The sequence below is a fragment of the Pseudomonas baetica genome, assembly GCF_051216495.1.
In the GTDB taxonomy this organism is placed as follows: domain Bacteria; phylum Pseudomonadota; class Gammaproteobacteria; order Pseudomonadales; family Pseudomonadaceae; genus Aquipseudomonas; species Aquipseudomonas baetica_B.
In genome coordinates this window covers 55,225-81,775 of sequence record NZ_JBPKAM010000015.1, presented here as the reverse complement: position 1 = coordinate 81,775, position 26,551 = coordinate 55,225, and the positions used below count along the sequence as shown (strand labels likewise).

The window sequence follows — 26,551 nt, the reverse complement described above, 5'->3', positions numbered from 1 at the left end:
CCCCCCCCCCCCCCCCCCCCCCCCCCCCCCCCCCCCCCCCCCCCCCCCCCCCCCCCCCCTCCCCCCCCCCCCCCCCCCCCCCCCCCCCCCCCCCCCCCCCCCCCCCCCCCCCGCTCCCACAGAGATTGAGTGCGACATAGGTGCAAGGGCCATCGGCAGTCTAAGCGACTAATATGACGCCTCAGTGCTGTCGATTGCCGGGAATCCCGCTTTATGCAAACCGCTTATACCGTCCTGATCATGCTCATGTTGGTCGGCGTTTCGCGCCTGATCGGACGGGTGATCCCACTGCCGCTGCCGTTGGTGCAAATCGCCGCAGGTGCCTTGCTCGCCTGGCCGACGCTGGGATTGCATGTGGCGCTGGACCCCGAGTTGTTTCTGTTTCTATTCCTGCCTCCGCTGTTGTTTTCCGATGGCTGGCGCATGCCCAAACGTGAATTCTGGCGCTTGCGCGGGCCCATCCTGACACTCGCGGTGGGGTTGGTGCTGTTTACCGTGGTCGGTGCCGGTTATTTCATTCACTGGTTGTTGCCGAGCATCCCTTTGCCGGTGGCGTTTGCATTGGCCGCAGTACTGTCGCCCACCGATGCCGTGGCGGTTTCGGCCATCTCGCAGAACCGCTTGCCGACGCCGTTGATGCACATGCTGCAAGGCGAGGCCCTGATGAACGATGCCTCGGGCCTGGTGACGTTCAAGTTTGCCCTGGCGGCGGCGGTGACTGGCGTGTTTTCGCTGGCCAACGCCAGCGTCACCTTTATCTTGGTGGCCGTCGGTGGCCTGGCCATCGGTGTGGCATTGAGCTGGCTGGTCGGGCGCTTGCGCGCATGGATGATCGCCCGTGGCTGGGATGACCCGGCCACCCACGTTGTGTTCATGTTGTTGCTGCCATTTGCCGCTTACGTGTTAGCCGAGCGTGTGGGAGCGTCGGGCATCCTGTCGGCGGTGGCGGCGGGGATGATGCAAAGCTGGCTCGATCTGCTGCCGCGCCAGACCAACACTCGCCTGCTCAATCGCAGTGTCTGGTCGTTGCTGGAGTTTGCCTTCAACGGCCTGATTTTCCTGCTGCTGGGCCTGCAATTACCGGACATCATCAAAGCCGTGGCCAGCCATGAACCTTCGTTGTGGCCGACACTGCTGTATCGCGGCTTCGACGTGGTGGCGATTTTCCTGGTGTTGTTGGTGTTGCGGTTTGTCTGGGTGCAAAGCACCTGGCGGCTATCCATTGCCCTGCGGCGTTGGCGCGGCAAGGATGAAATCACCCGGGTACCGAGTGCACGTTCTTGCTGGCTGCTGACCGTCGGCGGTGTGCGAGGCGCGGTGACCCTGGCGGGCGTGATGTCGGTGCCGATATTCATGGGAGACAATCCCTTTCCCGAGCGCGACCTGCTGATCTTCATCGCCGCCGGGGTGATTCTGATGTCGTTGATCGCAGCGTGTATTGCCTTGCCGTTGCTGCTGCGCGGTATCGATAAAAGCCCGGATGACAAGCGCCGCAACGAAGTACGCGACGCCTGGCGCAAGACGGCCGAAGCGGCCATTCATTCGCTGGAAACCGAGGAGGTCAATCCCCAGGACGCCACCGAGGCTGCGCTGGCGGTGGAACTCAAGGCGCGGATCATGTCCGAGTATCGCCATCAACTGGAGGTGTTTAACGACTCTGCGGAAGCCCAGGCCCTGGCGTTTCAAATGGACTTGCTGGAGCGGCGCCTGCGATTGAAGGCGCTGCGGGCGCAGCGCCTGGAGTTGTACAGCCTCAGTCGTCAGCACCGGATCGGTGACGACGTGTTGCGTGAAGTCCTGGGGGAGCTGGATTTGAGCGAGGCGAAACTCGGTCAAGTGAAATAACCCGGCCCCCTGTAGGAGCGAGCATGCTCGCGATGGACTACGGAACACCGCGGGGCGTCAGGCTGCCCGTGTCATCGTTGACGACCATCGCGAGCGTGCTCGCTCCTACAGAGGGAGGGTGGGGTTATTTACGACGCTGAATGAAGTCGCGAATCCGCTCCGCCGCTTCGACGCATTCTGCCAGCGGTGCAACCAGGGCCATACGTACGCGTCCGGCACCCGGATTGACGCCGTCCACGTCGCGCGACAGGTAGGAGCCCGGAACCACGGTTACGTGCTCCTGCTCGAACAGATCGCGGCAGAAGGCGGCGTCGTCACCGGCCACATTCGGCCACAGGTAGAAGCTGCCGTCGGGGCGTTGCACGTCCAGCACCGGGCTGAGGATTTCCAGAACGGCGTCGAATTTCTCACGATACAGCGCACGGTTGGCGCGCACGTGCACTTCGTCATTCCAGGCGGCAACGCTGGCCAGTTGCGTCTGAACCGGCATCGCGCAGCCGTGGTAGGTGCGATAGAGCAGGAAGCCTTTGAGAATGTCCGCATCGCCGGCGACGAACCCGGAGCGCAGGCCCGGCAGGTTCGAGCGCTTGGACAGGCTGTGGAACACCACGCAGCGCTTGAAGTCTTTGCGACCCAGTTCCGCACAGGCGCTGAGCAGGCCCGGAGGCGGGGTTTGCTCGTCGAAGTACAGTTCGCTGTAACACTCGTCCGCGGCAATCACGAAATCATGTTCGTCGGCCAGGGCGATTAGCTTTTTCAGCGTCTCGGCCGGGATCAATGCACCGGTTGGATTGCCTGGAGAGCACAGGAACAGGATCTGGCAGCGCTTCCAGATTTCCGGCGACACCGCATCGAAATCCGGGTTGAAGCCGTTCTCGTCCAGGCACGGCAAGTAGTGCGGCTTGGCGCCAGCGAGGAACGCGGCGCCTTCGTAGATCTGATAGAACGGGTTCGGGCTGACCACCAGGGCATCATCACCACGATTAACCACGGTCTGGGTGAAGGCGAACAGTGCTTCGCGGGTGCCGTTGACCGGCAGCACGTTGCGTGCCGGGTCGATCCAGCCGTGCGGAACGTTAAAGCGACGTTCACACCAGGTAGCAATGGCTTCACGCAGCTCTGGAATACCGAGGGTGGTCGGGTACACCGCCATCTTTTCGAGGTTGCTGGAGAGCGCTTCGGCGACGAAGGTGGGCGAACGGTGTTTCGGCTCGCCGATGGACAACGCGATAGGACGCTTGTCTGGATTAGGCGTGACACTGCCGAGCAGGGCGCGAAGTTTCTCGAACGGGTAGGGCTGGAGCTGGGACAAAGCGTTGTTCATCGATAAATCTCGTTCGGTGTGGGGCGGTGCTGGCCCCTGTAGGAGCGAGCTTGCTCGCGATGGACGATTGAACACCACGGGGTGTCAGGCTGCCAGCGTTATCGTTGACGACCATCGCGAGCAAGCTCGCTCCTACAAAGGGCGGACCGTTGTTGATTCAGATGCTAATGCGCGACAGTTTGATATCGGGTTCCTGATTGACGGTCAGTTGCTCGACGATCGCATCCTGCAAGCGGCTGCACAGCAACGGATCGGACAGCGGCTGGTTGTTGGCGTCGGTGATGAAGAACACGTCTTCCACGCGCTCGCCCAGGGTGGCGATCTTGGCGTTCTGCAGCGACAGGTCGAACTCCAGGAAAATCGTGCCGACCCGCGCCAGCAGGCCGGGGCGGTCAGGCGCTGTCAGTTCCAGCACGGTCACGGGGCGCTGTGCGTCGTTGTGGATCGTCACCTGCGGAGCGAAGGCGAAATGCTTGAGCTGGCGCGGCACCCGGCGCTGGATGATTGTCGGGTAGTCATCCGGGTTGCGCAGGGCCTCGGTCAGGCCGTCGCGGATCTGTTTGACCCGTGCCGGGTTATCGCCAATCGAGTCGCCGTCGGTGTCGAGCACAATGTAGGTGTCGAGGGTGAACTGGCTGCTGGAGGTGATGACCCGTGCGTCATGGATGTTCAGGTTGAGCTGGTCCATCGCGGCCACGGTCACGGCAAAGAAATCGTGCTGGTCCGGCGCATAGATGAAGATTTGTGTGCCGCCTTCGAATTCTCGTTGCGTGGTTTCCTTGATCAACACCAGCGGTCCGCCGTCGGCCGGCTGCTGGAGGATCGCGTCGGTGTGCCAGGCGACATCGCCAGCGGTGTGGCGCAGGAAATAGTCATCGCCCAGTTGCGCCCACAACTGTTCGACATCGTCCGGGTCGGTGCCGCCACGCACCAGGATGTCCAGGGCGGCGCTTTGGGTCTGGCGGATCTGCTCTTCACGGTCTACCGGGTTTTCCAGGCCGCGACGCAGCGCGCGCTTGGTCTCGGTGTACAGCTGGCGCAGCAGGCTGGCACGCCAGGAGTTCCACAACGTCGGGTTGGTGGCGTTGATGTCGGCGACGGTCAGCACGTACAGGTAGTCGAGGTGGGTTTCGTCGCCAATGGTGTGCGCGAAATCGTGGATGACCTGCGGGTCGGACAGATCCTTGCGCTGGGCGGTGGTCGACATCAACAGGTGGTTTTGCACCAGCCAGACGATCAGGCGGCTGTCCCACGCGGGGAGCTGGTGGCGCTGGCAAAATGCTTCAGCGTCCACGGCACCAATTTCCGAGTGATCGCCATGCCGCCCCTTGCCAATGTCATGGTACAGGCCGGCCAGGTAGATCAATTCGGGTTTGGGCAGCTTGCCCATGGTCTTGCTGGCCAGCGGAAATTTTTCCGACACCTGGGTGTACTGCAGTTTGCGCAGGTGCTTGATCAAATTGAGCGTGTGCGCATCGACCGTATAAATATGAAACAAGTCGTGCTGCATCTGCCCGACGATAAAGCCGAATTCCGGCAGATATCGCCCGAGGATGCCGTAGCGGTTCATCCGGCGCAGGTTGCGGTGGATGCCGATCTTGCACTTGAACAATTCGATGAACAGGCTGGTGTTGCGGATGTCGTTGCGGAAATCGTCGTCGATCAGGTGGCGGTTTTCCCGCAGCAGACGAATGGTATCGGCGCGTACGCCCTTGATTTCCGGCTGTTGGGCCATCAGCACGAAGATTTCCAGCATGGCGAACGGGGTGCGACGGAACACATTGTCGCTACGTGCCTCGATGTAGCCGTCGTGCAGCTGGAATCGCGAGTTGATCGGTTGCGGTTGCGCTTCATCTTCCGGAGCGAGGATGACTTCTTCGAAGTGCTGGATGATCAGGTCGCTGAGTTGGGCAATGCTCATCACCACCCGGTAATACTGTTGCATGAAGTTTTCGACGGCCTGCTTGGCGTCGTCGCCTTCGAATCCCAGCAGCTTGGCAATGGTGCGCTGGTGGTCGAACAACAAGCGGTCTTCGGCGCGACCGGCCAGCATGTGAAGGGCATAGCGCACTTTCCACAGGAACTCCTGGGAGGAGGCCAACAGGGCGTTTTCGCTCTCTACCAGGAACCCTTCGCCCGCCAGGGCCCGCAGGTTCAGTGTGCCGTACTCGCGACGGGCTACCCACAAAATCGTCTGGATATCCCGCAGGCCACCCGGTGAGCCTTTGACGTTCGGTTCCAGGTTGTATTCGGTGTCGTTGTACTTGTGGTGGCGAGCCTTCTGTTCGGCGCGTTTGGCCAGGAAGAAGTCCTTGCTCGGCCACATGTGCGCTGTGCTGGTGACATCCAGCATGCGCTGGCGCAGGTGCTCCGGGCCGGTGATGGTGCGACTTTCCATCAGGTTGGTCACCACCGTCAGGTCCGCCCGGGCCTCGACCGCGCATTCCTCGACGGAGCGAACGCTCTGACCGACTTCCAGGCCGATGTCCCACAACAGCGTCAGAAAACGCTCTATGGAGTCGCGGAAAACTTCATGGTCGGCGCTGTCCAGCAGGATCAGCAGATCGATGTCGGAGTAGGGGTGCAGCTCCCCGCGACCGTAGCCACCCACCGCAACCAGCGCGATATCGGCGTCTTCGCTCCAGTTGAACTGGTCCCAGGCCTTTTGCAGGATATTGTCGATGAACCAGGCGCGATCTTCGATCAATCGCCGTATGTCCCGGCCATTGCGAAAGCGCGTGTCGAGCACTTCGCGAGCCTGGCGGATCGCCTTCTTGAAAGCCGCGATCGGGCTAGCCTTCAGCGCCAGTTCAGCCTGGAACTGGCCGCGGTCGAAGAGTTCGGGATCCACCTGCGGCATCGATTGGCTTTCCTATCTATATGACTGAGAGCAGTTCGCAGCGGATCAGGCCGAAATGCGAGGGATGGTGTCATCGCTGCGCAGGGTGAAGATCTCGTAACCGGTTTCGGTGACCAGCAGGGTGTGTTCCCACTGTGCCGACAGCTTGCGGTCCTTGGTGATGGCGGTCCAGCCGTCGCCCAGCACCTTGGTCTCGGCACGGCCCTGGTTGATCATCGGCTCGATGGTGAAGGTCATGCCGGCCTTCAGTTCCATGCCGGTGCCGGCGCGACCGTAGTGCAGGATCTGCGGTTCTTCGTGGAAGACCTTGCCGATACCGTGGCCGCAGAACTCGCGAACCACCGAGAAACCGTTCTTTTCGGCGTGCTTCTGGATGATTTCACCAATGTCGCCCAAGCGGCAGCCGGGCTTGACGATTTCAATCGCCTTGTACATGCATTCCTGGGTCACTTGCGACAGGCGTTCGGCCCAGACTGGCACACTGCCGACGTGGAACATGCGGCTGGTGTCGCCGTGGTAACCGTCCTTGATGACGGTGACGTCGATGTTGAGGGTATCTCCGTCCTTCAGCGGCTTGTCGTTCGGGATGCCGTGGCAGACCACGTGGTTGATCGACGTGCAAATCGACTTCGGGTAGCCCTTGTAATTGAGCGGGGCAGGGATGGCTTTCTGCTCGTTGACGATATAGTCGTGGCAGATCTGGTTCAGCTGTTCGGTGGTAACGCCCGGTTTGACATGTTCGGCAATCATTTCCAGCACATCGGCGGCCAGTTTGCCGGCGATGCGCATTTTAGCGATGTCCTCGGGAGTTTTGAGGGTGACGGTCATACAGGCTCTCTCTGCGCTCGACGGCGCTTCACAAACGGAATGGGCATTGCGTGAACGAACTTCGCCGCCCTGAAAAACGTGATTCTAACAGACGAACAGCGCAAATCCGCGCCTCTGTGCATCGCTTCTCTATATAGGATGGTGCAATCTTCGCGGATTCCAAGGGCTGGAATACCCTGCCGGCAGGATTTCAGAATCCGGGTTCCGTTTTTTCCTGCCCTGTGGTATAAAATGCGCCGCTTTCCGGGGATGTCCCGAAAAGCTTAAATCCACACACGTGTCGACACGATGACCTGGGTGCCTTCAGCTGATGCTGCTGGTTGGTCATTGGGATACGTGGAGGCCAAACCCGACTTATTAAGGAACTATCATGTCCCAAGTCAACATGCGCGATATGCTGAAGGCCGGTGTGCACTTCGGTCACCAGACCCGTTACTGGAACCCGAAAATGGGTAAATACATTTTCGGCGCGCGTAACAAGATCCACATCATCAACCTTGAAAAAACCCTGCCAATGTTCAACGAAGCTCTGACTTTCGTAGAGCGTCTGGCCCAGGGCAAAAACAAGATTCTGTTCGTCGGCACCAAGCGTTCCGCTGGCAAGATCGTTGCTGAGCAAGCAGCACGTTGCGGTTCGCCGTACGTCGATCACCGCTGGTTGGGCGGCATGCTGACCAACTTCAAAACCATCCGTGCTTCCATCAAGCGTCTGCGTGACCTTGAAGTACAAGCCGAAGACGGTACTTTCGCCAAGCTGACCAAGAAAGAAGCGCTGATGCGCACTCGTGACCTGGAAAAGCTGGATCGTTCCCTGGGTGGTATCAAGGACATGGGCGGTCTGCCAGACGCTCTGTTCGTTATCGACGTTGATCACGAGCGCATCGCGATCACCGAAGCCAACAAGCTGGGCATCCCGGTCATCGGCGTAGTCGATACCAACAGCAGCCCGGAAGGCGTTGACTACATCATCCCAGGTAACGATGACGCCATCCGCGCTATCGAGCTGTACATGGGTTCGATGGCTGACGCTGTTATCCGTGGTCGCAACAACGTTGCTGGCGGCACCGAAGTGTTCGTTGAAGAAGCTCCGGCAGCTGCAGCTGAGTAATTGACGCCCTGGCGTTGACTCAGTAAGCAAAAAGGGGGCTTGGCCCCCTTTTTGCCACCTCGAAAACCATTTGTCGGCGCCCGCTTGCCTATCTGTAACGTGCGGCAGCTAACAAGGGTGGTTCGGGGAAGAATTGAACGCCCGTTCGATCGGGTGGAATGGTTGATAACCTATCCAAGAGGAATTTTGAAATGGCAGAGATTACTGCAGCGTTGGTCAAAGAACTGCGCGAGCGTACCGGCGAAGGCATGATGGACTGCAAAAAGGCCTTGACCAAGGCCGGCGGCGACATCGAGAAAGCCATTGATGACATGCGTGCTTCGGGCGCCATCAAGGCTGCCAAGAAAGCTGGCAACGTTGCCGCTGAAGGCGCTATCGCCATCAAGGCTGACGACAAGGCAGCCGTGCTGCTGGAAGTTAACTCGCAGACCGACTTCCTGGCCCTGCAAGACGACTTCAAGAACTTCGTTACTGCCAGCGTAGAAAAAGCCTTCGCCGACAAACTGACCGACGCAGCTCCGCTGATCGCCGCTCAGGAATCGGCTCGTGAAGCCCTGGTGGCCAAAGTTGGCGAAAACGTCAACATCCGTCGCCTGGTGCGCGTAGAGGGCGACGTTGTCGGCACCTACCTGCACGGTAACAAGATCGGTGTTGCTGTGGTCCTGAAGGGCGGTGACGTCCAGCTGGCCAAAGAAATCGCCATGCACGTGGCAGCAAGCAACCCTGAATTCCTGCTGCCATCGCAGGTTTCCGCCGAGGCCATCGAGCGCGAGAAGGCTGTTTTCCTGCAGCTGAACGAAGAGAAGATCAAAGGCAAGCCTGAGAACATCGTCGAGAACATGGTCAAAGGCCGTATCTCGAAGTTCCTGGCCGAAGCTTCCCTGGTTGAGCAAGCCTTCGTCATGAACCCGGAAGTCAAAGTCGGCGAGCTGGCCAAGAAAGCCGGTGCTGAAATCGTTTCCTTCACCTACTTCAAAGTAGGCGAAGGCATCGAGAAGCCAGTAGACAACTTCGCTGAAGAAGTTGCTGCTCAGCTGGCTGCTGCCAAGCAATAAGACGGTTTTTTAACTGTCGCCCTGAAGAGGCTGCCCGCTCACGCGCGCAGCCTCTTTTCAGATGGGGCACCAATTTTTTATTTGGTTTCCGTTTGGAACTGGCTTACAAAGCCATGTTCCGATGGCGCTGAAGCAGCGCCACGCTAGAGTGAGCGCCAGCTGTAAACAGCTCGCAAAGAATTTTTTAATATACGCCGCAGGAGAGATTCGCAATGGCTCAGCAGGGCAGTGGTTATCAGGCTCGCTATAAACGCATTCTACTCAAACTTAGCGGCGAGGCCCTGATGGGCTCGGAAGAGTTCGGGATCGATCCGAAAGTTCTGGATCGCATGGCCCTGGAAGTAGGGCAACTGGTCGGCATCGGCGTCCAGGTCGGTCTGGTGATTGGCGGCGGCAACCTGTTCCGCGGCGAAGCACTGAGCAAGGCCGGCATGGATCGGGTTACCGGTGACCACATGGGCATGCTGGCTACCGTGATGAACGCCCTGGCCATGCGCGATGCGCTGGAACGTGCCAATATCTCGGCCATCGTGATGTCGGCCATTTCCATGGTTGGCGTGACCGATCACTATGATCGCCGCAAAGCCATGCGCCACTTGAACTCCAAGGACGTGGTAATTTTCGCCGCCGGTACCGGTAACCCGTTCTTCACCACGGATTCGGCTGCCTGCCTGCGTGCGATCGAAATCGATGCCGATGTCGTGCTCAAGGCAACCAAGGTCGATGGTGTCTACACCGCTGACCCGTTCAAAGACCCGCATGCCGAGAAGTTCGATCATCTGACCTACGATGAAGTGCTGGATCGCAAGCTGGGCGTGATGGATCTGACGGCCATTTGCTTGTGCCGCGACCACAAGATGCCATTGCGCGTATTTAACATGAACAAGCCCGGCGCCCTGCTGAACATCGTGCATGGCGGCGCTGAAGGAACCCTGATCGAGGAAGTCCAACAATGATCAACGAAATCAAGAAAGACGCTAAAGAGCGCATGCAGAAGTCTGTGGAATCCCTTTCGCACAACTTCGGTCGCATCCGTACCGGCCAGGCGCACCCAAGCATCCTGGAAGGCGTGATGGTGCCTTACTACGGCGCAGACACTCCGATCAAGCAAGTGGCCAACATCACCGTCAAGGACGCCCGTACCCTGCAAGTCGTTGCGTTCGAACGCAACATGCTGGGCGCCGTCGACAAGGCGATCGGCAGTGCAGGTCTGAACCTGAACCCGACTAACCTGGGTGAGTTGCTGCTGATTTCCATGCCGGCCCTGACCGAAGAAACCCGTCGCGGTTTCACCAAACAGGCCCGTGATGTGGCTGAAGACGCCCGCGTTGCCGTGCGTAACATCCGTCGCGATGCCAACAGCTCGCTGAAAGACCTGGTCAAGGAAAAAGAAATCAGTGAAGACGAAGAGCGTCGTGCCACTGGTGAAATCGATGACCTGACCAAGAAGTTCGTGGCTGAAATCGACGCGAAGCTGGCAGAGAAAGAAAAAGACCTGATGGCCGTATAAGGGTCGCGTGTTAATGGACAAGACCAAGCAGACTGCGCCGTCCGTGGTGCCGCGCCATGTCGCGATCATCATGGATGGTAATAATCGCTGGGCGAAAAAACGCTTTATGCCAGGTGTCGCCGGGCATAAAGCGGGTGTGGACGCAGTTCGCGCGGTTATCGAGGTGTGTGCCGAAGCCGGGGTCGAAGTCTTGACCCTGTTCGCGTTCTCCAGTGAAAACTGGCAGCGTCCGGCCGATGAGGTCAGTGCCTTGATGGACCTGTTCTTCAAGGCGCTGCGTCGCGAGGCCAAGCGCCTGAATGACAACAACATCAGTTTACGCATCATTGGCGATCGTTCGCGTTTTCATCCGGAGCTTCAGGCCGCCATGCGCGAAGCCGAGGCGATGACGGCCGGCGCCAACCGATTCGTGCTGCAGATCGCCGCCAACTACGGCGGTCAGTGGGATATCGCGCAGGCTGCCCAGCGGCTGGCGCGGGAAGTTCAGGCCGGGCACCTGCGTCCGGAAGACATCACGCCAGACCTGCTGCAAACCTGCCTGGCGACCGGTGATCTGCCGCTGCCCGACCTGTGTATCCGGACCGGTGGCGAGCATCGCATCAGTAATTTCCTGCTGTGGCAGCTGGCATACGCCGAGTTGTACTTCTCCGACCTGTTCTGGCCGGACTTCAAACACGACGCCATGCGTAACGCGCTGGCCGATTTCGCATCCCGCCAGCGTCGTTTCGGTAAAACGAGCGAGCAGGTCGAGGCTGGAGCCCGGGTTTAATGCTTAAACAACGAATCATCACTGCGCTGATCCTGTTGCCGATTGCCCTATGCGGGTTTTTCCTGCTCGAGGGTTCGGCTTTTGCGCTGTTCATCGGGCTGGTCGTGACCCTGGGAGCGTGGGAGTGGGCGCGTCTGGCGGGCTTCACCGCCCAGCCGATGCGTGTGGCGTATGCCGCAGTTGTCGCGTTGATGCTGTTTGTCATGCATATCCTGCCAGGCCTCGCACCTTGGGTGTTGGGGGCTTCGGTCATCTGGTGGGGAGTTGCGACCTGGCTGGTGCTGACGTATCCGCGCTCCAGCGAGCATTGGGCCAGTGCGGCCTGCAAACTGCTGATCGGTCTGTTGATCCTGCTGCCGGCCTGGCAAGGTCTGGTGCAGATCAAGCAGTATCCGCTGGGTAACTGGCTGATCATGGCTGTAATGGTGCTGGTCTGGGGGGCCGATATCGGCGCCTACTTCTCCGGTCGGGCTTTCGGCAAGCGCAAGCTGGCACCACAGGTCAGCCCTGGCAAGAGTTGGGAGGGTGTCTACGGTGGTTTGGTTCTGAGTCTGGTCATCACCGTTATTGTCGGTTTTGTACGGGACTGGACGGTGGCAGAGCTGTTCAAGGGCTTGATCGGTGCGGCCGTGATCGTGTTTATCTCTGTCGTGGGTGATCTCACCGAAAGCATGTTCAAGCGACAGTCCGGTATCAAGGACAGTAGCAACCTCTTGCCTGGTCACGGTGGTGTGCTGGATCGGATCGATAGCCTGACGGCGGCGATTCCTGTGTTTGCGGTGCTGCTGTGGATGGCTGCACCATGAGCCGCCCACAGCAGATTACCGTCCTGGGGGCCACCGGCTCGATCGGCCTTAGCACTCTCGATGTTATCGCTCGCCATCCCGAGCGTTATCAGGTTTTCGCATTGAGCGGATTTTCCCGTTTGAGCGAGCTGCTGGCGCTGTGTGTGCGTCATGTCCCTCGGTTCGCTGTCGTGCCTGAAGCCGGCGCTGCTCGGGTGCTGCAGGATGACTTGAGTGCGGCGGGGCTTTCGACCCGGGTACTGGTGGGTGAGGAAGGCTTGTGCCAGGTCGCTGCGGACCCAGAGGTCGACGCAGTTATGGCAGCCATTGTCGGCGCGGCGGGATTGCGTCCGACGTTGGCGGCGGTCGAGGCCGGCAAGAAAATTCTGCTGGCCAACAAAGAAGCACTGGTGATGTCTGGTGCGTTGTTCATGCAAGCTGTGCATAAAAGTGGTTCGGTGTTGCTGCCGATCGACAGTGAGCACAACGCGATTTTCCAGTGCATGCCACAGGATTTTTCCCGTGGTCTCGGCGCGGTCGGTGTGCGTCGGATTTTACTGACGGCCTCCGGCGGTCCGTTCCGGCAGACGCCTATCGCCGAGCTGGCGCATGTGACGCCTGAGCAGGCTTGTGCTCACCCGAACTGGTCCATGGGACGCAAGATTTCGGTCGATTCGGCCAGCATGATGAACAAAGGGCTTGAACTGATTGAGGCCTGCTGGCTGTTTGATGCCAAGCCTTCCCAGGTCGAAGTGGTGATTCATCCGCAAAGCGTGATTCATTCGCTCGTCGACTATATCGACGGTTCAGTTCTGGCTCAATTGGGTAATCCGGACATGCGCACGCCAATCGCCAATGCGTTGGCGTGGCCTGAGCGAATTGATTCGGGTGTGCCACCGCTGGATCTGTTTGCCGTTGCCCGGCTGGACTTTCAGGCGCCGGATGAAGAGCGTTTCCCTTGCCTGCGCCTCGCGCGTCAGGCCGCCGAGGCGGGTAATAGTGCACCGGCCATGCTGAATGCGGCGAATGAGGTCGCTGTGGCAGCGTTTCTCGACGGACGGGTTCGTTACCCGGAAATCGCGAGTATCATCGAAGAAACATTGAATCTCGAGCCAGTGGTGGCGGTGGATGATCTTGAGGCGGTGTTCACGGCAGATGCGAAGGCGCGTGTGCTGGCCGAACAATGGCTGAGTCGTCACGGGCGGTAAGTGTTGCAATGCGTTGGCCCATGCAGCACTTGATAGGAATGCGGAGAAAGTAGATGAGCGCGCTCTATATGATTGTCGGCACCCTGGTGGCTTTGGGCGTGCTGGTCACTTTCCACGAGTTCGGCCATTTCTGGGTCGCGCGTCGCTGCGGGGTCAAGGTGCTGCGTTTCTCCGTGGGCTTCGGGATGCCGCTGCTTCGCTGGCATGACAAGCAAGGTACCGAGTTCGTGGTAGCTGCCATTCCGCTGGGTGGCTACGTGAAAATGCTCGACGAGCGTGAAGGCGAGGTGCCTGCAGATCAGCTCGACCAGTCCTTCAATCGCAAATCGGTTCGTCAGCGCATTGCCATCGTGGCGGCCGGTCCGGTAGCCAACTTTATGCTGGCGCTTGTGTTTTTCTGGGTGCTGGCCATGCTCGGTAGCGAGCAGGTGCGTCCGGTCATTGGTGCTGTAGAGTCCGGTAGCATTGCCGCCAAGGCAGGATTGACCGCAGGGCAGGAAATCATCTCCATCGACGGCGAGCCGACATCTGGCTGGGCCGCGGTGAATTTGCAATTGGTCCGTCGCCTTGGGGAAAGTGGTTCCATGCAGGTGTTGGTTCGTGAGCAGGGGTCCACGATTGACTCGCCGCGTGAGCTGGCTCTGGATAAGTGGCTCAAGGGGGCCGATGAACCGGATCCGATTCGCTCGTTGGGCATCCGGCCCTGGCGTCCGGCATTGCCGCCGATCCTTGCCGAGCTCGATCCGAAAGGCCCGGCGCAGGCCGCCGGCCTGAAGATGGGTGACCGGTTGCTGGCGCTGGATGGCCAGTCGCTGGAAGACTGGCAGCAGGTGGTCGATACCGTCCGTATGCGTCCTGATACCAAAATCATGCTGCGGATCGAGCGCGATGGTGCTCAAATCGACGTCCCTGTCACGCTGGCGGCGCGCGGCGAGAAAAAGGCACCAAGTGGTTACCTGGGGGCGGGGGTGAAGGCGGTCGATTGGCCACCCGAGATGATTCGTGAAGTCAGCTACGGTCCAGTGGCTGCGATTGGTGAGGGGGCTCGTCGTACCTGGACCATGAGCCTGCTGACCCTCGATTCATTGAAGAAAATGTTGTTCGGCGAGCTCTCGGTAAAAAACTTGAGTGGACCGATAACCATTGCTAAAGTGGCGGGCGCTTCGGCCCAGTCGGGTGTCGCTGATTTCCTGAATTTCCTTGCTTATCTGAGTATTAGCTTGGGGGTTCTGAATTTGCTGCCCATTCCTGTGCTGGATGGGGGGCATTTGTTGTTTTATCTGATTGAGTGGGCGCGTGGTCGTCCCTTGTCGGATCGGGTGCAAGGTTGGGGGATTCAGATCGGTATTAGTTTGGTGGTCGGAGTGATGCTGCTTGCTCTGATCAATGATCTAGGCCGTCTGTAACGTCGCTGAATTGCGAATCTGCCGCATTTTGCGGCAGTTTGTTTATTGCCAGTTGGAATAAGAAAGGACTTCATGAAACGTCTGCTGCTAACTGCGGTTCTCACCGTATTGATGATCGCCGAAGTTCACGCCGAGTCCTTCACTATCTCTGATATTCGCGTCAATGGCCTCCAGCGGGTCTCCGCGGGTAGCGTCTTTGGTGCTTTGCCGTTGAACGTCGGTGAACAGGCGGATGATCGTCGCCTGGTGGAATCCACGCGTGCGCTGTTCAAAACCGGGTTCTTTCAAGATATCCAGCTGGGCCGCGATGGCAACGTCCTTGTCATCACGGTAGTCGAGCGTCCGTCGGTTGCAAGTATCGAGATCGAAGGTAACAAGGCGATCTCCACCGAAGACCTGATGAAGGGCCTCAAGCAATCCGGTCTGGCCGAAGGCGAGATCTTCCAGCGCGCCACCCTCGAAGGTGTGCGTAACGAGCTGCAACGCCAGTACGTCGCCCAAGGTCGCTACTCGGCTACCGTCGACACGGAAGTGGTGCCGCAGCCGCGCAACCGCGTAGGCCTGAAGGTCAATATCAACGAAGGTGCCGTTGCCGCTATCCAGCACATCAACGTGGTGGGTAACACGGTTTTCGCTGATGAAGACCTGATCGACCTGTTCGAACTCAAGACAACCAACTGGTTGTCGTTCTTCAAGAACGACGACAAGTATGCGCGTGAAAAACTCTCCGGTGACCTGGAGCGCCTGCGTTCCTACTACCTGGACCGTGGCTATATCAACATGGATATTGCTTCGACCCAGGTATCCATCACTCCGGACAAGAAGCACGTCTACATTACCGTCAACATCAACGAAGGCGAGAAGTACACCGTTCGTGATGTCAAACTGAGCGGTGACCTGAAAGTCCCTGAGGACCAGGTCAAGTCCCTGCTTCTGGTGCAAAAAGGCCAGGTGTTCTCTCGCAAGCTGATGACCACGACTTCCGAGCTGATCACCCGTCGTCTGGGTAACGAGGGTTACACCTTCGCCAACGTCAACGGCGTGCCTCAGCCTCATGATGAAGATCACACCGTAGACATCACCTTCGCTGTCGATCCGGGCAAGCGTGCTTACGTCAACCGCATCAACTTCCGTGGCAACACCAAGTCCGAAGACGAAGTGCTGCGTCGTGAAATGCGTCAGATGGAAGGTGGCTGGGCTTCGACCTACCTGATTGACCAATCCAAGACCCGTCTTGAGCGTCTGGGCTTCTTCAAGGAAGTCAACGTCGAGACTCCGGCCGTGCCGGGCGTCGACGACCAGGTCGATGTCAACTACAGCGTGGAAGAGCAGGCTTCCGGTTCGATTACCGCCAGCGTCGGTTTCGCCCAGAGTGCGGGTCTCATCCTCGGTGGTTCGATCACCCAGAACAACTTCCTCGGTACCGGTAACAAGGTCAGCATCGGCCTGACCCGCAGCGAATACCAGAGCCGCTATAACTTCGGTTATGTCGACCCGTACTGGACTGCCGATGGCGTGAGCCTGGGTTACAACGCGTTCTATCGCACCACCGACTATGACGACCTCGATGTCGACGTAGCCAGCTATTCCGTGGACAGCCTGGGCGCGGGTGCAAGCGTTGGTTATCCAATCAGTGAGACTTCGCGTCTGACTTTCGGTTTGACTGTTCAGCAGGACGAGATCAAGACAGGTATTTACACTGTTGATGAGATCTTCGACTTCGTGAACAAGGAAGGCGACAAGTACCTGAACTTCAAGGCCTCGGCCGGTTGGTCCGAGTCCACCCTGAACAAGGGCGTGCTGGCGACCCGTGGCCATTCCCAGAGCCTGGTACTGGAAACCACGACGCCGGGCAGCGACCTGTCGTTCTTCAAACTCGATTACCGTGGCCAGTTGTTCCAGCCGTTGACTGAAAACTACACCATGCGCCTGCACACAGAGTTGGGCTATGGTGATGGTTATGGGTCGACCGATGGCTTGCCATTCTACGAAAACTACTTCGCTGGTGGTTTCAACTCGGTTCGTGGCTTCAAGGACAGCACGCTGGGTCCTCGCAGTACTCCAAGTACCGGCAAGAACCCTGGCACTGCGGTCGACCCGGACCAGGATCCGCTGCCGTTCGGTGGTAACGTCCTGATCCAGGGTGGTGTGGAAGTTCTGTTTCCTCTGCCGTTCGTCAAGGATCAACGTTCCCTGCGTACGTCGGTATTCTGGGATGTGGGTAACGTATTCGACTCCAAATGCTCGGATGTCGTTAATGCCGATGGCACGAAGTCCAATACGCAGTGCAATGACATCAGCTTGAGCAACATGGCAAGTTCCGTCGGTGTGGGTGTGACCTGGGTCACCGCACTGGGTCCTCTGAGTTTCGCGCTGGCCATGCCGGTCAAGAAACCGGATGACGCTGAAACTCAAGTGTTCCAATTCTCCCTCGGTCAGACGTTCTAAGCGTCTGACCCAAGATAACGACAATGGATTTTGTAGGAGTGCATCGTGCGTAAGTTGACTCAATTGGTTCTCCTAGCTTCCGTACTGGTAGCAGGCCCGGCATTTGCCGACATGAAAATTGCCGTTCTGAACTATCAGATGGCGCTGCTGGAGTCCGATGCGGCCAAGAAGTACGCCGTGGATGCCGAGAAAAAGTTCGGTCCCCAGCTGACCAAGCTGAAGTCGCTGGAAAGCAGTGCCAAGGGCATCCAGGATCGTCTGATGGCTGGTGGCGACAAGATGCAGCAAGGCGAACGCGAACGTCTGGAGCTTGAATTCAAGCAAAAGGCCCGTGACTTCCAGTTCCAGTCCAAGGAACTGAACGAAGCCAAAGCCGTTGCCGACCGCGAAATGCTGAAGCAGCTCAAGCCGAAACTGGACAGCGCTGTGGAAGAAGTCATCAAGAAAGGTGCTTATGACCTGGTCTTCGAGCGTGGTGCAGTGATTGATGTCAAACCTCAGTACGACATCACGCGCCAGGTTATCGAGCGCATGAATCAGCTGAAGTAATCCATGACAGCGACCATTAAGCTCGGCCAATTGGCCGAGTTCCTCGGCGCCACCCTCCGTGGCGACCCGGAGAAAGCAATTACTGGGCTAGCCACCTTGCAGGAGGCTGGCCCAGCTCAGTTGAGCTTTCTCGCCAACCCCCAATACCGAAAGTACCTCGCAGGCAGTCAGGCTGCGGCATTGTTGCTCAAGGCCGCTGATGCCGAAGGTTTTGCCGGTAATGCACTGGTGGTGCCTGACCCCTACGCGGCCTACGCTCGCGTGTCTCACCTGTTTGATCCCAAGCCCAAGGCGATCGCCGGTATACACCCGACGGCGGTGATTGCGGCGGATGCGGTGGTTGATCCGACGGCGAGTATCGGTGCCTTTGCGGTTATCGAAAGCGGAGCACGGGTCGAGGCAGGTGCCACTATCGGTGCGCATTGCTTTATCGGTGCCCGTAGTGTCATCGGCGAAGGCGGTTGGCTCGCACCACGCGTCACCCTGTATCACGACGTGCGCGTCGGCAAGCGAGTGGTGATTCAGTCCGGTGCTGTGCTCGGTGGCGAAGGTTTCGGATTTGCCAACGAAAAGGGTATCTGGCAAAAGATTGCCCAGATCGGTGGTGTGCTGGTCGGCGACGATGTGGAAATTGGCGTGAATACCGCCATAGACCGCGGGGCATTGGCCGATACCATCATTGGTAATGGCGTGAAACTCGACAACCAGATTCAGATTGCCCACAACGTTCAGGTAGGTGATCACACCGCCATGGCGGCGTGCGTGGGCATTTCCGGCAGCACCAAAATCGGCAAGCATTGCATGCTCGCCGGTGGCGTAGGGCTGGTTGGGCATATCGAGGTTTGCGACAACGTTTTCATCACCGGGATGACCATGGTGACCCACTCGATTACCGAGCCGGGCGCCTATTCTTCCGGTACGGCAATGCAGCCGGCAGCCGAGTGGCGCAAAAGCGCGGCACGCATCCGTCAACTCGATGACATCGCGCGACGTTTGCGACAGCTGGAAAAGCAAGCAGGGGACGTGACCCCTGGCGGTAATGCTTCATCAGATGGCTGATACCATTTCCATATCAAGTGTGCACAGCCGATAGACTGCGTCCTTGATTTGCTAGAGGAGTGCGCATCAGTCGCGCGCTCCCAATCTTTACATAGGCTTCCCCCCGAAATGATGGACATCAACGAGATTCGCGAATACCTGCCTCACCGTTACCCGTTCCTGCTGGTGGACCGGGTCGTGGATCTGGATGTGGAAGAGAAGCGCATTCGCGCCTACAAGAATGTCAGCATCAACGAACCGTTCTTCAATGGTCACTTCCCCGCGCATCCGATCATGCCGGGCGTGCTGATCATCGAAGCGATGGCTCAGGCTGCCGGCATCCTTGGTTTCAAGATGCTCGACGTGAAACCGGCCGACGGCACGCTTTACTACTTCGTCGGTTCCGACAAGCTGCGCTTCCGCCAGCCGGTGTTGCCGGGTGATCAGTTGATCCTTGAAGCGAAGTTCATCAGTTGCAAGCGTCAGATCTGGAAGTTCGAGTGCCAGGCTTCGGTCGATGGAAAGCCGGTCTGCTCTGCCGAAATCATCTGTGCGGAACGCAAACTATGAGTTTGATTGACCCTCGCGCAATCATCGATCCGACGGCCATCCTGGCTGACGGTGTCGAGGTCGGCCCTTGGTCGATCATCGGCGCAGGTGTGGAAATCGGCGAGGGAACGGTAATCGGCCCGCACGTGATTCTCAAAGGCCCGACCCGAATCGGTAAGCACAACCGCATCTACCAGTTTTCTTCGGTAGGCGAGGACACGCCGGATCTGAAATACAAGGGCGAAGAAACCCGCCTGGTGATGGGTGACCACAACGTCATCCGCGAAGGCGTGACGATTCACCGCGGGACCGTTCAAGACCGCTCGGAAACGACCTTGGGTGACCACAACCTGATCATGGCCTATGCACACATTGGTCACGACAGCGTCATCGGCAATCACTGCATTCTGGTCAACAACACGGCACTGGCTGGCCACGTGCACGTGGAAGACTGGGCCATCCTGTCCGGTTTTACCCTGGTCCACCAGTATTGCCGTATCGGTGCTCACAGCTTTTCCGGCATGGGGACTGCCATCGGCAAGGACGTTCCAGCATACGTCACCGTCTTCGGCAACCCGGCCGAGGCTCGCAGCATGAACTTCGAAGGCATGCGCCGTCGCGGTTTCAGCGAAGATGCCATCCACGCGCTGCGTCGTGCCTACAAGGTGGTTTACCGCCAGGGGCTGACCGTCGAACAGGCGCTCGCCGAACTGGCGGAGTCCGCGACTCAGTTCCCGGAAGTCGCGGTGTTCCGTGACTCCATCCAGTCTTCGACCCGCGGTATCACCCGCTAATCATGGCCAATCTGCGTATTGCGCTGGTGGCGGGTGAGGCTTCCGGCGACATTCTCGGCGCGGGTCTGATGCGTGCACTCAAGGCCCGTCATCCGGCGGCCGAGTTCATCGGTGTCGGTGGTCCGTTGATGCAGGCCGAAGGCTTGAGCTCTTACTTTCCGATGGAGCGCCTGTCGGTCATGGGTCTGGTGGAGGTTCTGGGACGGTTGCGCGAGTTGCTGGCGCGCCGTAAGAAACTGGTGGCGGATCTGATTGCTGCGAAACCGGACGTGTTCATCGGCATCGATGCTCCGGATTTCAACCTCAACATCGAACTCAAGCTGCGTCAGGCCGGGATCAAGACTGTGCATTATGTCAGCCCTTCGGTCTGGGCTTGGCGACAGAAGCGGGTGCTGAAGATTCGCGAAGGTTGCGACCTGATGCTGACGCTGTTCCCGTTCGAGGCGAAATTTTACGAAGAGAAGGGTGTTCCGGTGCGATTTGTCGGGCACTCCCTGGCCGATGCGATTCCACTGGAAGCCGATCGCGCCGCCGCGCGGGCCGAACTGAATTTGCCTGACGGGCCTTTGGTGGCGCTGATGCCGGGTAGCCGTGGCGGTGAAGTCGGTCGCTTGGGCGCTCTGTTTCTCGATACCGCACAACGTCTGCGGGCGATGCGTCCTGGGGTGCGGTTCGTCATGCCTTGCGCCAGTCCTGAGCGCCGTGTGCAGCTCGAAGAAATGCTGGCCGGTCGGGACTTGCCGCTGACGTTGCTCGATGGCAAGTCCCATCTGGCCCTCGCGGCCTGTGACGCGGTGCTGATTGCATCCGGTACTGCCACGCTGGAAGCCCTATTGTACAAGCGGCCCATGGTGGTCGCCTATCGCTTGGCACCACTGACGTTCTGGATTCTCAAGCGCATGGTGAAAAGTCCCTACGTTTCCTTGCCGAACCTGCTGGCCCAGCGCCTGCTGGTGCCCGAGCTGCTGCAGGATGATGCGACGGTCGAGGCGTTGGCCCAGACCTTGTCGCCATTGATCGAGGGTGGTCAGGAGCAAACTCGCGGTTTTGACGAAATCCACCGTACCCTGCGTCTCGATGCCTCGAATCAGGCAGCGGACGCAGTTCTGAAGCTGATCGGCCAGGCACAATGAGCAAAACAAGCATGCAAATGGGGTTGGACTTCACCTTGGTCGCTGAAGTTGAAGAGCTGGTTGCCGGTATCGACGAAGTGGGTCGCGGCCCGCTCTGTGGTGCCGTAGTGACCGCTGCGGTGATCCTCGATCCAAACCGCCCGATCCTTGGCCTGAACGACTCGAAGAAACTGACCGAAGCCCGCCGCGAAAAGCTCTTCGACGAAATTCGCGAAAAAGCCCTGAGCTGGTGTATTGCGCGCGCGGAGGTCGAAGAGATCGACGAGCTGAACATCCTGCACGCCACCATGCTGGCCATGCAGCGCGCCGTAGCCGGGCTGCACATCCAGCCGAAGCTGGCGATGATCGACGGCAACCGTTGCCCGAAACTGCCGATGCGTGCGGAAGCCGTGGTCAAAGGTGATAGCAAGGTCCCGGCCATTGCGGCGGCGTCGATTCTGGCGAAGGTCAGCCGTGATCGCGAGATGGCGGCATTCGAATTGATCTATCCGGGGTACGGCATTGGCGGCCACAAAGGCTACCCGACGCCCGTTCATCTGGAAGCGCTCACCCGTCTTGGTCCTACGCCGATTCATCGGCGCTCGTTCGCCCCGGTACGCCTTGCCTACGAAGCACGGGACAGCCTGATCGAGAGTTAGTCGCGAGGCTGATTTTTTTTGCCAAGGCCCGGTACAATCCGGGCCTTGTTGTTTTCATGACTTAACGCAGGATCACTATGCCGGCTTCATTCGTTCACCTACGCCTGCACACTGAATACTCCCTGGTCGACGGTCTGGTGCGGATCAAACCGCTGGTCAAGACCCTGGTCGGCATGAACATGCCTGCCGTAGCGGTCACCGATCAGAACAACATGTGCTCCCTGGTCAAATTCTATAAAAACGCCATGGGCGCGGGTATCAAGCCGATCTGCGGTGCTGACCTGTGGCTGTCGAACAAGGATCCGGATAACCCCCTGAGCCGGATCAGCCTGTTGGTCATGAACCCGGTGGGTTATCGCAACCTTACCGAGTTGATCTCTCGCGGCTTCATCGATGGACAGCGCAATGGCTCGGTCATTGTCGAGCGTGAGTGGGTGGCCGAAGCCAACGAAGGCTTGATCATGCTCTCTGCGGCGAAAGAGGGTGAGATCGGTCAGGCCATGCTCAGCGGCAACCCGGACGAGGCCGAAACCCTGGCGCGTGAATGGATGGCGGTATTTGCAGACCGTTTCTATCTGGAAATCCAGCGAACCAATCGCCCCAACGACGAAGAACAATTGCATGGCGCCGTGGCCCTGGCCGAGAAGCTCGGTGCGCCGCTGGTCGCCACCAACGATGTACGTTTCCTCAAGCAGGATGACTTCGACGCCCACGAAACCCGCGTCTGCATCGGCGAGGGGCGGGCGCTCGACGATCCGCGCCGTTCGAAGAATTACAGCAATCAGCAGTACCTCAAAAGCGCCGAGGAAATGGCCGAGCTGTTCAGCGATATCCCCGAGGCGCTGGAAAATACGGTCGAGATTGCCAAGCGTTGCAACATCGATGTGAAACTCGGCAAGCACTTCCTGCCAGACTTCCCCACGCCCAACGGCATGGGCATCGACGATTACCTGCGTCATGTCTCCCACGAAGGCCTGGAAGAACGCCTGGCGGTGTTGTGGCCGAAGGACACCACCCCCAATTACGAAGAGAAGCGCCAGGTTTACCTTGATCGGCTGAAGTTCGAGCTGGATATCATCATCCAGATGGGGTTCCCCGGTTACTTCCTGATCGTGATGGACTTCATCAAGTGGGCCAAGAATAACGGCGTACCGGTGGGCCCTGGTCGGGGGTCGGGTGCCGGCTCCCTGGTCGCCTACGTGCTGAAGATTACCGACCTTGATCCGCTGGCCTATGACCTGCTGTTCGAACGTTTCCTCAACCCGGAACGGGTCTCCATGCCCGACTTCGACGTCGACTTCTGCATGGACGGTCGCGATCGGGTGATCGAGTACGTGGCCGACGCCTACGGCCGAAACGCGGTAAGCCAGATCATCACGTTCGGCACCATGGCGGCCAAGGCGGTGGTGCGCGACGTGGCGCGGGTGCAGGGCAAGTCATACGGTTTGGCCGATCGCCTGTCGAAGATGATCCCCTTCGAGGTCGGCATGACCCTGGAGAAGGCCTACGAGCAGGAAGAGGTGCTTCGAGATTTCCTCAAGGTCGACGAAGACGCCAAGGAAATCTGGGACATGGCCCGCAAGCTCGAGGGTGTCTGCCGGGGTACCGGCAAGCACGCCGGTGGTGTGGTCATTGCCCCGACCAAGCTCACGGATTTTTCGCCGATCGCCTGTGATGAAGAGGGCGGTGGCCTGGTCACCCAGTTCGACAAGGATGATGTCGAGGCGGCCGGCTTGGTGAAGTTCGACTTCCTCGGTCTGCGGACCCTGACCATCATCAAGTGGGCGATGGAAACCATCAACCGCGAACAGGCCAAGAAAGGCCTGGAAGACTTGAACATCGACTTCATTCCGCTCGATGACAAGAAAACCTACGACCTGCTGCAGAAAGCCGAAACCACGGCGGTGTTCCAGCTCGAATCCCGCGGCATGAAGGAGCTGATCAAAAAGCTCAAGCCCGACTGCCTGGAAGACCTTATCGCACTGGTGGCACTGTTCCGTCCTGGTCCGCTGCAGTCGGGCATGGTGGACGACTTCATCAACCGCAAGCACGGCCGCGCCGAACTGGCGTATCCGCACTCGGACTACCAGTACGAAGGCCTCAAGCCAGTATTGGCACCGACTTACGGCATCATCCTGTATCAAGAACAGGTGATGCAGATTGCCCAGGTCATGGCCGGCTACACCCTGGGCGGTGCGGACATGCTGCGTCGGGCCATGGGTAAGAAAAAACCCGAAGAAATGGCCAAGCAGCGTGGTGGTTTCATTGAAGGGTGCGCCACCAACAATATCGACGCCGACCTGGCCGGTAACATTTTCGACCTGGTGGAAAAATTCGCCGGTTACGGCTTCAACAAATCCCACTCCGCTGCCTACGGCTTGGTGTCATACCAGACCGCCTGGCTGAAAACGCACTACCCGGCGCCGTTCATGGCGGCGGTTCTTTCGGCGGATATGCACAACACCGACAAGGTCGTGACCTTGATCGAAGAAGTGCGGAGCATGAAGCTGCGTCTCGACGCGCCGGACGTGAACACCTCGGAGTTCAAGTTTACGGTGAACGACGAGGGCCGGATCATTTACGGTCTGGGTGCGATCAAGGGCGTCGGCGAGGGGCCGGTCGAGGCGATCACCGAGGCGCGTCAGGACGGTCCGTTCAAGGATCTGTTCGACTTCTGTGCCCGGGTCGACCTCAAGCGTATCAACAAACGTACCCTCGATGGCTTGATCCGCAGCGGCGCGCTGGATCGCCTGGGGCCGTACTTCCACGATGAGCCCAAAGCCTATCAGGCCAACATCGACCGCAATCGCGCGGTGCTGCTGGCCGCGATGGAAGAGGCGATCAAGGCGGCCGAACAAACCGCCCGTACCCATGACAGTGGCCATGCCGACCTGTTTGGTGGTTTGTTCGTTGAAGAAGATGCTGACGTTTACGGCAATCACCGCAAGGCCAGGGAGCTGACGCTCAAGGAGCGTCTGAAAGGCGAAAAGGACACCCTGGGCCTTTACCTGACCGGGCACCCGATCGACGAATATGAAGGTGAAATCCGTCGTTTTGCCCGTCAGCGCATCATCGACCTGAAACCTGCCCGTGATACCCAGACCGTGGCGGGCATGATCATTGCCCTGCGGGTGATGAAGAACAAGAAGGGCGACAAGATGGGTTTCATCACCCTCGACGACCGCTCGGGGCGGATCGAGGCGTCGCTGTTTGCCGATGCGTTCCATTCCGCGCAGGCATTGTTGCAGACCGATGCGATGGTGGTGGTCGAAGGCGAAGTCAGCAACGATGACTTCTCCGGTGGCCTGAGATTGCGGGTCAAGCGGGTGATGAGCATGGAAGATGCGCGCACCAACCTGGCCGAAAGTCTGCGTCTGAAAGTCCAGACCCAGGACCTCAAGGGCGATCAGCTACGCTGGTTGGGCGACCTGTTCAAGCGTCACCGCGGTGCGTGCCCGATCACCATGGAGTACACCAGCCCCGATGCGAAGGCCTTGTTGCAGTTTGGCGAGGGCTGGCGAATCGATCCGGCGGATGCGTTGATTCAAGCCCTGCGTGACCAGTTCGGGCGAGACAACGTCTTCCTCCAATACCGTTAACGGTCAGTGCTATCAGTTTGCCCTGGCCCAAGACCGAATTTTTAATCTCGACCTGAACGCGCCTCTCCCTTAAGGTAGGGCGCGAATAGACAACCGGCCGGCCCAAGCTCTCTTGGACGTCGACCCAAGACGGACGCCTATGAACCCGAATTTTCTTGATTTCGAACAGCCGATCGCCGACCTGCAAGCCAAGATCGAAGAGTTGCGCTTGGTCGGTAATGACAATTCGCTGAATATCGGCGATGAGATCTCCCGCCTGCAGGACAAAAGCAGCACGCTGACCGAAGACATCTTCGGCAAGCTGACCAGCTGGCAGATCGCGCGTCTGGCGCGTCACCCGAAGCGTCCCTATACCCTGGACTACATCGAACACATCTTCACCGAGTTCGACGAGTTGCATGGTGATCGTCACTTCTCCGACGACGCCGCCATCGTTGGCGGTATTGCCCGACTGGACGACCAGCCAGTGATGGTCATCGGCCACCAGAAAGGTCGCGAAGTGCGCGAAAAGGTTCGCCGCAACTTCGGTATGCCGCGTCCGGAAGGCTACCGCAAGGCCTGCCGCCTGATGGAGATGGCCGAACGCTTCAAAATGCCGATCCTGACCTTCATCGACACCCCGGGTGCTTACCCAGGTATCGACGCTGAAGAGCGTAACCAGAGCGAGGCGATTGCCTGGAACCTGCGCGTCATGGCTCGGCTGAAAACCCCGATTATCGCCACCGTGATCGGTGAAGGTGGCTCCGGCGGTGCGCTGGCGATCGGTGTCTGCGATCAGCTGAACATGCTGCAGTACTCGACCTACTCGGTGATCTCGCCGGAAGGTTGCGCTTCGATTCTGTGGAAAACCGCGGAAAAGGCGCCGGATGCCGCGGAAGCCATGGGCATCACCGCCGAGCGCCTTAAAGGCCTGGGAATCGTGGATAAGGTGATCAACGAGCCTCTGGGCGGTGCGCACCGTGATCCGGCGGCAGCGGCTGCTTCGATCCGTGCCGAACTGTGCTCGCAACTGGCGATGCTGAAGAAGCTCGATCACAAGGCGCTGCTGGACCGTCGTTACGAGCGCCTGATGAGCTACGGTCTCTGATCTGACCACGCTGTATCC

At 59.0% G+C, this 26,551-nt stretch carries 21 protein-coding genes; 18 read left to right on the top strand and 3 right to left on the bottom strand.

Going from position 1 to position 26,551, the window contains the following annotated elements; genetic code table 11:
* The first annotated feature begins 213 nt into the window (after positions 1-213).
* Positions 214-1,845, top strand: a complete 1,632-nt coding sequence (locus ACSFE6_RS08415; protein WP_435427162.1) for a Na+/H+ antiporter — start codon at positions 214-216, stop codon at positions 1,843-1,845.
* A gap of 124 nt (positions 1,846-1,969) precedes the next feature.
* On the opposite strand, the gene dapC is transcribed toward ACSFE6_RS08415, so the two are convergent.
* The 3 genes from dapC to map all read right to left on the bottom strand — a co-directional run bounded on the left by dapC (position 1,970) and on the right by map (position 6,857).
* On the bottom strand, positions 1,970-3,169 hold the full coding sequence (dapC, locus tag ACSFE6_RS08410; RefSeq protein ID WP_435427161.1) for a succinyldiaminopimelate transaminase: 1,200 nt from the start codon (positions 3,167-3,169) through the stop codon (positions 1,970-1,972).
* Between the two features lie 157 nt (positions 3,170-3,326).
* Positions 3,327-6,029, bottom strand: a complete 2,703-nt coding sequence (locus ACSFE6_RS08405) for a [protein-PII] uridylyltransferase (protein WP_435427160.1) — start codon at positions 6,027-6,029, stop codon at positions 3,327-3,329.
* Between the two features lie 45 nt (positions 6,030-6,074).
* A complete protein-coding gene (gene map, locus ACSFE6_RS08400; protein WP_435427159.1) occupies positions 6,075-6,857 on the bottom strand; it encodes a type I methionyl aminopeptidase in 783 nt (260 codons plus the stop codon).
* Positions 6,858-7,227: 370 nt separating this feature from the next.
* Between map and rpsB the strand changes: the two genes are divergently transcribed.
* The 17 genes from rpsB to ACSFE6_RS08315 all read left to right on the top strand — a co-directional run bounded on the left by rpsB (position 7,228) and on the right by ACSFE6_RS08315 (position 26,533).
* Complete coding sequence (gene rpsB, locus ACSFE6_RS08395; RefSeq protein ID WP_110966649.1) at positions 7,228-7,965, top strand: 30S ribosomal protein S2; 738 nt, start codon at positions 7,228-7,230, stop codon at positions 7,963-7,965.
* Positions 7,966-8,156: 191 nt separating this feature from the next.
* Positions 8,157-9,020 (top strand): translation elongation factor Ts, encoded by an 864-nt coding sequence (gene tsf, locus ACSFE6_RS08390; protein WP_435427158.1) that lies wholly within the window; start codon positions 8,157-8,159, stop codon positions 9,018-9,020.
* Positions 9,021-9,232: 212 nt separating this feature from the next.
* Positions 9,233-9,976, top strand: a complete 744-nt coding sequence (pyrH, locus tag ACSFE6_RS08385) for a UMP kinase (protein ID WP_011332683.1) — start codon at positions 9,233-9,235, stop codon at positions 9,974-9,976.
* Complete coding sequence (gene frr / locus ACSFE6_RS08380) at positions 9,973-10,530, top strand: ribosome recycling factor (RefSeq protein WP_008019552.1); 558 nt, start codon at positions 9,973-9,975, stop codon at positions 10,528-10,530. The genes pyrH and frr overlap by 4 nt, the downstream gene beginning before the upstream one ends.
* A gap of 13 nt (positions 10,531-10,543) precedes the next feature.
* Positions 10,544-11,299, top strand: a complete 756-nt coding sequence (gene uppS, locus ACSFE6_RS08375; protein ID WP_435427157.1) for a polyprenyl diphosphate synthase — start codon at positions 10,544-10,546, stop codon at positions 11,297-11,299.
* On the top strand, positions 11,299-12,105 hold the full coding sequence (locus ACSFE6_RS08370) for a phosphatidate cytidylyltransferase (protein WP_435427156.1): 807 nt from the start codon (positions 11,299-11,301) through the stop codon (positions 12,103-12,105). The genes uppS and ACSFE6_RS08370 overlap by 1 nt, the downstream gene beginning before the upstream one ends.
* Positions 12,102-13,292: a 1-deoxy-D-xylulose-5-phosphate reductoisomerase gene (ispC, locus tag ACSFE6_RS08365; protein ID WP_435427155.1), complete on the top strand. Its 1,191-nt coding sequence runs from the start codon at positions 12,102-12,104 to the stop codon at positions 13,290-13,292. Before ACSFE6_RS08370 ends, ispC begins: the two co-directional genes overlap by 4 nt.
* Before the next feature lie 53 nt (positions 13,293-13,345).
* Positions 13,346-14,698, top strand: a complete 1,353-nt coding sequence (gene rseP / locus ACSFE6_RS08360; protein ID WP_435427154.1) for a sigma E protease regulator RseP — start codon at positions 13,346-13,348, stop codon at positions 14,696-14,698.
* Between the two features lie 72 nt (positions 14,699-14,770).
* Complete coding sequence (bamA, locus tag ACSFE6_RS08355; RefSeq protein WP_435427153.1) at positions 14,771-17,146, top strand: outer membrane protein assembly factor BamA; 2,376 nt, start codon at positions 14,771-14,773, stop codon at positions 17,144-17,146.
* 45 nt (positions 17,147-17,191) lie between these two features.
* Entirely contained in the window at positions 17,192-17,695 is a 504-nt protein-coding gene (locus tag ACSFE6_RS08350) for an OmpH family outer membrane protein (RefSeq protein ID WP_110966657.1), read from the top strand.
* Between the two features lie 3 nt (positions 17,696-17,698).
* Entirely contained in the window at positions 17,699-18,754 is a 1,056-nt protein-coding gene (lpxD, locus tag ACSFE6_RS08345; protein WP_435427152.1) for a UDP-3-O-(3-hydroxymyristoyl)glucosamine N-acyltransferase, read from the top strand.
* A 108-nt stretch (positions 18,755-18,862) separates the two neighbouring features.
* Positions 18,863-19,303: a 3-hydroxyacyl-ACP dehydratase FabZ gene (fabZ, locus tag ACSFE6_RS08340; RefSeq protein WP_110966659.1), complete on the top strand. Its 441-nt coding sequence runs from the start codon at positions 18,863-18,865 to the stop codon at positions 19,301-19,303.
* Entirely contained in the window at positions 19,300-20,076 is a 777-nt protein-coding gene (lpxA, locus tag ACSFE6_RS08335) for an acyl-ACP--UDP-N-acetylglucosamine O-acyltransferase (RefSeq protein WP_435427151.1), read from the top strand. Before fabZ ends, lpxA begins: the two co-directional genes overlap by 4 nt.
* 2 nt (positions 20,077-20,078) lie before the next feature.
* On the top strand, positions 20,079-21,209 hold the full coding sequence (gene lpxB, locus ACSFE6_RS08330; protein ID WP_435427150.1) for a lipid-A-disaccharide synthase: 1,131 nt from the start codon (positions 20,079-20,081) through the stop codon (positions 21,207-21,209).
* Positions 21,210-21,220: 11 nt separating this feature from the next.
* On the top strand, positions 21,221-21,847 hold the full coding sequence (gene rnhB / locus ACSFE6_RS08325) for a ribonuclease HII (protein WP_435427149.1): 627 nt from the start codon (positions 21,221-21,223) through the stop codon (positions 21,845-21,847).
* Positions 21,848-21,924: 77 nt separating this feature from the next.
* Positions 21,925-25,446: a DNA polymerase III subunit alpha gene (dnaE, locus tag ACSFE6_RS08320; protein WP_435427148.1), complete on the top strand. Its 3,522-nt coding sequence runs from the start codon at positions 21,925-21,927 to the stop codon at positions 25,444-25,446.
* A 139-nt stretch (positions 25,447-25,585) separates the two neighbouring features.
* Positions 25,586-26,533, top strand: a complete 948-nt coding sequence (locus ACSFE6_RS08315; protein WP_435427147.1) for an acetyl-CoA carboxylase carboxyltransferase subunit alpha — start codon at positions 25,586-25,588, stop codon at positions 26,531-26,533.
* Positions 26,534-26,551 lie beyond the last annotated feature (18 nt).

Excerpts from the sequence above, each read along its gene's own strand:
- ACSFE6_RS08415 (WP_435427162.1), top strand. The coding sequence starts at position 214 with ATGCAAACCGCTTATACCGTCCTGATCATGCTCATGTTGGTCGGCGTT.
- dapC (WP_435427161.1), bottom strand. The coding sequence starts at position 3,169 with ATGAACAACGCTTTGTCCCAGCTCCAGCCCTACCCGTTCGAGAAACTT.
- ACSFE6_RS08405 (WP_435427160.1), bottom strand. The coding sequence starts at position 6,029 with ATGCCGCAGGTGGATCCCGAACTCTTCGACCGCGGCCAGTTCCAGGCT.
- map (WP_435427159.1), bottom strand. The coding sequence starts at position 6,857 with ATGACCGTCACCCTCAAAACTCCCGAGGACATCGCTAAAATGCGCATC.
- rpsB (WP_110966649.1), top strand. The coding sequence starts at position 7,228 with ATGTCCCAAGTCAACATGCGCGATATGCTGAAGGCCGGTGTGCACTTC.
- tsf (WP_435427158.1), top strand. The coding sequence starts at position 8,157 with ATGGCAGAGATTACTGCAGCGTTGGTCAAAGAACTGCGCGAGCGTACC.
- pyrH (WP_011332683.1), top strand. The coding sequence starts at position 9,233 with ATGGCTCAGCAGGGCAGTGGTTATCAGGCTCGCTATAAACGCATTCTA.
- frr (WP_008019552.1), top strand. The coding sequence starts at position 9,973 with ATGATCAACGAAATCAAGAAAGACGCTAAAGAGCGCATGCAGAAGTCT.
- uppS (WP_435427157.1), top strand. The coding sequence starts at position 10,544 with ATGGACAAGACCAAGCAGACTGCGCCGTCCGTGGTGCCGCGCCATGTC.
- ACSFE6_RS08370 (WP_435427156.1), top strand. The coding sequence starts at position 11,299 with ATGCTTAAACAACGAATCATCACTGCGCTGATCCTGTTGCCGATTGCC.
- ispC (WP_435427155.1), top strand. The coding sequence starts at position 12,102 with ATGAGCCGCCCACAGCAGATTACCGTCCTGGGGGCCACCGGCTCGATC.
- rseP (WP_435427154.1), top strand. The coding sequence starts at position 13,346 with ATGAGCGCGCTCTATATGATTGTCGGCACCCTGGTGGCTTTGGGCGTG.
- bamA (WP_435427153.1), top strand. The coding sequence starts at position 14,771 with ATGAAACGTCTGCTGCTAACTGCGGTTCTCACCGTATTGATGATCGCC.
- lpxD (WP_435427152.1), top strand. The coding sequence starts at position 17,699 with ATGACAGCGACCATTAAGCTCGGCCAATTGGCCGAGTTCCTCGGCGCC.
- fabZ (WP_110966659.1), top strand. The coding sequence starts at position 18,863 with ATGATGGACATCAACGAGATTCGCGAATACCTGCCTCACCGTTACCCG.
- lpxA (WP_435427151.1), top strand. The coding sequence starts at position 19,300 with ATGAGTTTGATTGACCCTCGCGCAATCATCGATCCGACGGCCATCCTG.
- lpxB (WP_435427150.1), top strand. The coding sequence starts at position 20,079 with ATGGCCAATCTGCGTATTGCGCTGGTGGCGGGTGAGGCTTCCGGCGAC.
- rnhB (WP_435427149.1), top strand. The coding sequence starts at position 21,221 with ATGCAAATGGGGTTGGACTTCACCTTGGTCGCTGAAGTTGAAGAGCTG.
- dnaE (WP_435427148.1), top strand. The coding sequence starts at position 21,925 with ATGCCGGCTTCATTCGTTCACCTACGCCTGCACACTGAATACTCCCTG.
- ACSFE6_RS08315 (WP_435427147.1), top strand. The coding sequence starts at position 25,586 with ATGAACCCGAATTTTCTTGATTTCGAACAGCCGATCGCCGACCTGCAA.